The organism is Pseudomonas sp. 05T35 (assembly GCF_056396605.1).
Genome location: NZ_JBFTLU010000310.1, coordinates 1 through 5,464 on the forward strand (window position 1 = coordinate 1; position 5,464 = coordinate 5,464).

Consider the following 5,464-nt stretch of genomic DNA (forward strand, 5'->3'; position numbering starts at 1 on the left):
GGAATGCTGTATGCCTGATGAGATGTTGCACCTGTCTATGGTCAACAACCTGCTGGAGCGCCACAAGGGTTCGCCCGGCGCGCTGTTGCCGATCCTTCATGATATTCAGGAGGGCATCGGTTACATCCCCGATGCCGCCGTCCCCGAGATTGCCCATGCGCTGAACCTGAGCCAGGCCGAGGTTCGCGGGGTGATCAGCTTCTACCATGACTTCCGCACCGCCCCTCCGGCGCGGCATATCCTGCGCTTGTGCCGGGCCGAGTCCTGCCAGAGCCGCGGTGCCGAGCAGCTCGCGGCGCAATTGCGTGAACGCCTGCAACTGGACGACCACGGCAGCAGTGCCGACGGCAGCATCAGCCTGCGTCCGGTGTATTGCCTCGGCGCCTGTGCCTGCTCGCCCGCTCTGGAGCTGGATGGTCAGGTGCATGCGCGGCTCAGTGCCGAGCGTCTGGATGCCCTGCTTGATGCTTGCCAGGAGGACGCATGATGCCGGCTTTCTATCTGTCCTGTGATTCGCTGGCCCGTGCCGTGGGTGCCGAAGAGGTTGCGGCAGCTCTTATCACCCATGCCCGGGGACGCTTTGTGCCTCTGGAGTTGCAACGCACCAGTTCTCGCGGCCTGTACTGGCTGGAACCGCTGCTGGAAGTGGACAGCCCGCAAGGCCRTATTGGCTTCGGCCCGCTGACCGCGGACGATGTGCCGTCAGTGCTCGATGCCTTGCAAGGCGAGCCGTCTGCTCATCCGCTGGCCTTGGGCCTGGTGGAAGAATTGCCCTATCTGAAGACGCAACAACGCCTGCTGTTCGCCCGCGCCGGTATTACCCAGCCGCTGTCCATTGACGATTACCTGGATCATGGCGGTTTCGAGGGTCTGAAAAGAGCCATCACCCTCGGTGGAGAACAGACCGCGACTGAGGTGTTCGATTCGGGCCTGCGTGGCCGTGGCGGCGCGGCGTTCCCGGCCGGGATCAAATGGCGCACGGTGCGTGGCACTCAGGCGGCGCAAAAATACATTGTGTGCAACGCCGACGAAGGCGACTCCGGCACCTTCGCCGACCGCATGTTGATGGAAGGTGACCCCTTCCTGCTGATCGAAGGCATGGCCATTGCCGGCATCACCGTCGGCGCCAGCTACGGCTACATTTATGTGCGCTCGGAATATCCACAGGCTGTGGCCACACTGCGCGCGGCGCTAGATATCGCCCGGTCCGCCGGTTACCTCGGCGCCAATGTCGGCGGCAGCGGCCAAGCCTTCGACATGGAAGTGCGGGTCGGTGCCGGCGCTTACATCTGCGGTGAAGAGACCGCGTTGCTCGACTCGCTCGAAGGCAAGCGCGGGATCGTCCGCGCCAAGCCACCGATCCCGGCGTTGCAGGGCCTGTTCGGCCTGCCGACCCTAGTGCACAACGTACTGACGCTGGCCTCGGTGCCGCTGATTATGGCCAAGGGCGCGCAGTTCTATCGCGATTACGGCATGGGCCGTTCGCTGGGCACCATGCCCTTCCAACTGGCGGGCAATGTTCGTCACGGCGGTTTGGTAGAGCGGGCCTTTGGCCTGACCCTGCGGGAACTGGTGGAAGAGTACGGCGGCGGTACCGCCAGTGGCCGACCGCTGAAAGCCGCGCAAGTGGGCGGCCCTCTCGGCGCTTGGGTGCCACCTTCGCAATTCGACACGCCGCTGGATTACGAAGCGTTCGCCGCCATCGGCGCCATGCTCGGTCACGGTGGTGTGGTGGTGGCTGACGACAGCCTCGATATGGCCCACATGGCGCGCTTCGCCATGCAGTTCTGCGCCGAGGAATCCTGCGGCAAATGCACCCCTTGCCGCATCGGCTCGACCCGTGGCGTGGAGGTGATCGACCGCCTGCTGGCCGCGCCGGACCAGAGCAGTCGCGATGAACAGGTGATCATCCTCAAGGACCTGTGCGACACCCTGCAGTACGGTTCGCTGTGCGCGCTGGGCGGCATGACTTCCTATCCAGTGGTCAGCGCCCTCAAGTACTTCCCCGCTGACTTCGGTCTGCAAGCCTCGGAGGCCGACCAATGATCACTCTCTTCGACCCGAACACCGATATCGATCTGGGCACCCCGGCTCGCCACAGCGAAGTGCAGGTCACCCTGAACATCGACGGCCAAAGCATCAGCGTGCCCGAAGGCACGTCGGTGATGCGCGCCGCCGCAATGCTCGGCACCACCATTCCCAAACTGTGTGCCACCGACAGCCTGGAAGCCTTCGGCTCCTGCCGCATGTGCCTGGTCGAGATCGACGGCATGCGCGGCTACCCGGCGTCCTGCACCACGCCGGTCAGCGAAGGCATGAGCGTGCACACCCAGACGCCGAAGCTCGCGACCCTGCGCCGCAACGTCATGGAGCTGTACATCTCCGATCACCCGCTGGACTGCCTGACCTGTTCGGCCAACGGCAACTGCGAGCTGCAAACCGTCGCCGGCCAGGTCGGCCTGCGGGAAGTGCGTTACGGCTACGAAGGCGAGAACCATCTGGACGACCAGAAGGACACCTCCAACCCCTACTTCGACTACGACCCGAGCAAGTGCATCGTCTGCAACCGCTGCGTACGCGCCTGTGAAGAAACCCAGGGCACCTTTGCCCTGACCATTACCGGGCGCGGTTTCGAATCCCGGGTCGCGGCCGCCGGTGGCGAGAACTTCCTCGACTCGGAATGCGTGTCCTGCGGCGCGTGTGTGCAAGCCTGCCCGACCGCGACGCTGATGGAAAAAAGCGTGGTCGAGCTGGGTCAGCCCGAACACAGCGTGATCACCACCTGCGCCTATTGCGGCGTGGGCTGCTCGTTCCGCGCCGAGATGAAAGGCAACCAGGTCGTGCGCATGGTCCCCGACAAGAACGGCCAGGCCAACCACGGCCACTCGTGCGTCAAAGGGCGCTTTGCCTGGGGCTACGCGACCCACCCGGATCGCATCACCAAGCCGATGATCCGCAAGCACATCAACGATCCTTGGCAGGAAGTCAGCTGGGATGAAGCGGTGACTTACGCCGCCAGCGAATTCCGCCGTTTGCAGCAAAAATATGGCCGCGACTCCATTGGTGGCATCACCTCCAGCCGCTGCACCAACGAAGAAACCTATCTGGTGCAAAAACTGGTGCGCGCCGCGTTCGGCAACAACAACGTCGACACCTGTGCGCGGGTCTGCCACTCGCCGACCGGCTATGGCCTGAAACAAACCCTCGGCGAGTCCGCCGGCACCCAGAGCTTCGACTCGGTGATGCAAGCCGACGTGATTCTGGTGATGGGCGCCAACCCGAGCGACGCCCACCCGGTGTTCGCCTCCCAGCTCAAGCGCCGCCTGCGTGAAGGCGCGCGGCTGATCGTCATCGACCCACGCCGCATTGATCTGGTGGACACGGTGCATGCCCGCGCCGAACTGCACCTGGCCCTGCGCCCGGGCACCAACGTCGCCATGCTCAACGCCCTGGCCCACGTCATCGTCACCGAAGGTCTGCTGAACCAGGACTTTATCGACGCCCGTTGCGAGGGCAGCGATTTCGCCCAGTGGAAGGCGTTCGTCAGCCGTGCGGAAAACTCGCCGGAAGTCCTTGGCGAGATCTGCGGCGTTGCCGCTGCCGACATCCGCGCCGCTGCCCGTCTGTATGCCACCGGTGGCAATGCGGCGATCTACTATGGCTTGGGTGTTACCGAACACAGCCAGGGCAGCACCGCGGTCATGGGCATCGCCAACCTGGCCATGGTCACTGGCAACATCGGCCGCGAAGGCGTGGGCGTGAACCCGCTGCGTGGGCAGAACAACGTTCAGGGCTCCTGCGACATGGGCTCCTTCCCGCACGAGTTGCCCGGCTATCGGCACATCTCCAACGAGGTGGTACGAGYGCAATTCGAACAGGCCTGGAACGTTACGCTGCAACCCGATCCGGGCCTGCGCATTCCCAACATGTTCGAAGCCGCCCTGGGCGGTAGCTTCAAGGGCTTGTATTGCCAGGGTGAAGACATCGCCCAGAGCGACCCGAATACCCAGCACGTCACCGCGGCCCTGTCGGCCATGGAATGCATCGTGGTGCAGGACATTTTCCTCAACGAAACCGCCAAGTTCGCCCACGTGTTCCTGCCGGGCAGCTCGTTCCTCGAAAAAGACGGCACCTTCACCAACGCCGAGCGACGCATCTCCCGAGTGCGCAAGGTCATGGAACCGCTGGGCGGCAAGGCCGACTGGGAAGGCACCGTGGCCCTGGCCAACGCCCTCGGTTACCCGATGAACTACCAGCATCCGTCGGAAATCATGGATGAAATCGCCAGCCTGACGCCGACCTTCACCAACGTCAGCTACGCCTCGCTGGATCGCCACGGCAGCCTGCAATGGCCGTGCAACGCCGAGGCACCGGACGGCACGCCGACCATGCACATCGAGGAATTCGTGCGCGGCAAAGGGCGCTTCATGCTCACCGGCTACGTGCCCACCGAGGAAAAGGTCAACAGCCGCTATCCGCTGTTGCTCACCACCGGGCGCATCCTCAGCCAGTACAACGTCGGCGCGCAGACCCGGCGTACCGAAAACGTTGCCTGGCACGACGAAGACCGTCTGGAAATCCACCCGACCGACGCCGAGAGCCGTGGCATCAACGAAGGTGACTGGGTTGGCATTGGCAGCCGCGCCGGGCAAACCGTCCTGCGTGCGCGGATCACCGAACGAGTAGCCCCGGGCGTGGTGTACACCACTTTCCACTTCCCGGAATCGGGGGCCAACGTCATCACCACCGACAACTCCGACTGGGCCACCAACTGTCCGGAGTACAAGGTCACCGCCGTGGAAGTCAGCCGCGTCTACCACCCTTCCGAGTGGCAAAAACGCTATCAGGCGTTCAGCGACGAACAGCAACGCCTGCTCGACGAACGTCGTGCGGCACGCGCCGGAGCAAAAGCCGAGGTACGCCGATGAGCACTGCCAACCTGATCAAAATGGCTAACCAGATCGCCCAGTACTTCGCCACCGAACCGGACCAGCAACAAGCCGCGCTCGACGTGCGTAATCATATGAAAATGTACTGGACGCCCGGCATGCGCAAGGAGTTGCTCGCCTGGCAAACCGAGCATCAGGGCGCAGACTTGCACCCGCTGGTGCAGAAGGCAGTCAGTGAGGCGGGCTGGGAGGCTTAGGTTCACCTGATCCATTGGAATTGCCCCTTGGTTTGTGAAGACAGGCCAAGGGGCAACCTCATGCTCCGCTTGATAACCCCCCGTTCTTCCCCCCCTCCAAAACCACCGTCCTCTGTTATTTGCAGCATTTCCTGCTGCAAATCAAATAACGCATATCAACACTGACCTGATATTTCCAATTCATCCAAGGGCTGCACATTTCCCGGGGTGAGTATTGGGCGCCCGACTATACTAAGAAGGTTTAGTCCATAGTGATGAATGCTGTGGGTAGAGGTATTAGACGTGATGGAAGTTTATATATTTGGCCACCCTTGGAAG

The 5,464-nt window shown here is 62.9% G+C and carries 4 protein-coding genes; all 4 read left to right on the plus strand.

Going from position 1 to position 5,464, the window contains the following annotated elements:
- Positions 1–10 precede the first annotated feature (10 nt).
- The 4 genes from AC1DH9_RS21065 to AC1DH9_RS21080 are packed head-to-tail and all read left to right on the plus strand — an operon-like array spanning position 11 to position 5,146.
- Entirely contained in the window at positions 11–487 is a 477-nt protein-coding gene (locus AC1DH9_RS21065; protein WP_019693486.1) for a formate dehydrogenase subunit gamma, read from the plus strand.
- Complete coding sequence (locus tag AC1DH9_RS21070) at positions 484–2,046, plus strand: NADH-ubiquinone oxidoreductase-F iron-sulfur binding region domain-containing protein (RefSeq protein WP_477808723.1); 1,563 nt, start codon at positions 484–486, stop codon at positions 2,044–2,046. The genes AC1DH9_RS21065 and AC1DH9_RS21070 overlap by 4 nt, the downstream gene beginning before the upstream one ends.
- The gene (gene fdhF / locus AC1DH9_RS21075; protein WP_477808724.1) at positions 2,043–4,928 is read left to right on the plus strand and encodes a formate dehydrogenase subunit alpha; all 2,886 of its coding nucleotides are present in this window, start codon (positions 2,043–2,045) and stop codon (positions 4,926–4,928) included. Before AC1DH9_RS21070 ends, fdhF begins: the two co-directional genes overlap by 4 nt.
- Entirely contained in the window at positions 4,925–5,146 is a 222-nt protein-coding gene (locus tag AC1DH9_RS21080) for a formate dehydrogenase subunit delta (protein ID WP_427543090.1), read from the plus strand. The genes fdhF and AC1DH9_RS21080 overlap by 4 nt, the downstream gene beginning before the upstream one ends.
- The last annotated feature ends 318 nt before the right edge of the window (positions 5,147–5,464 follow it).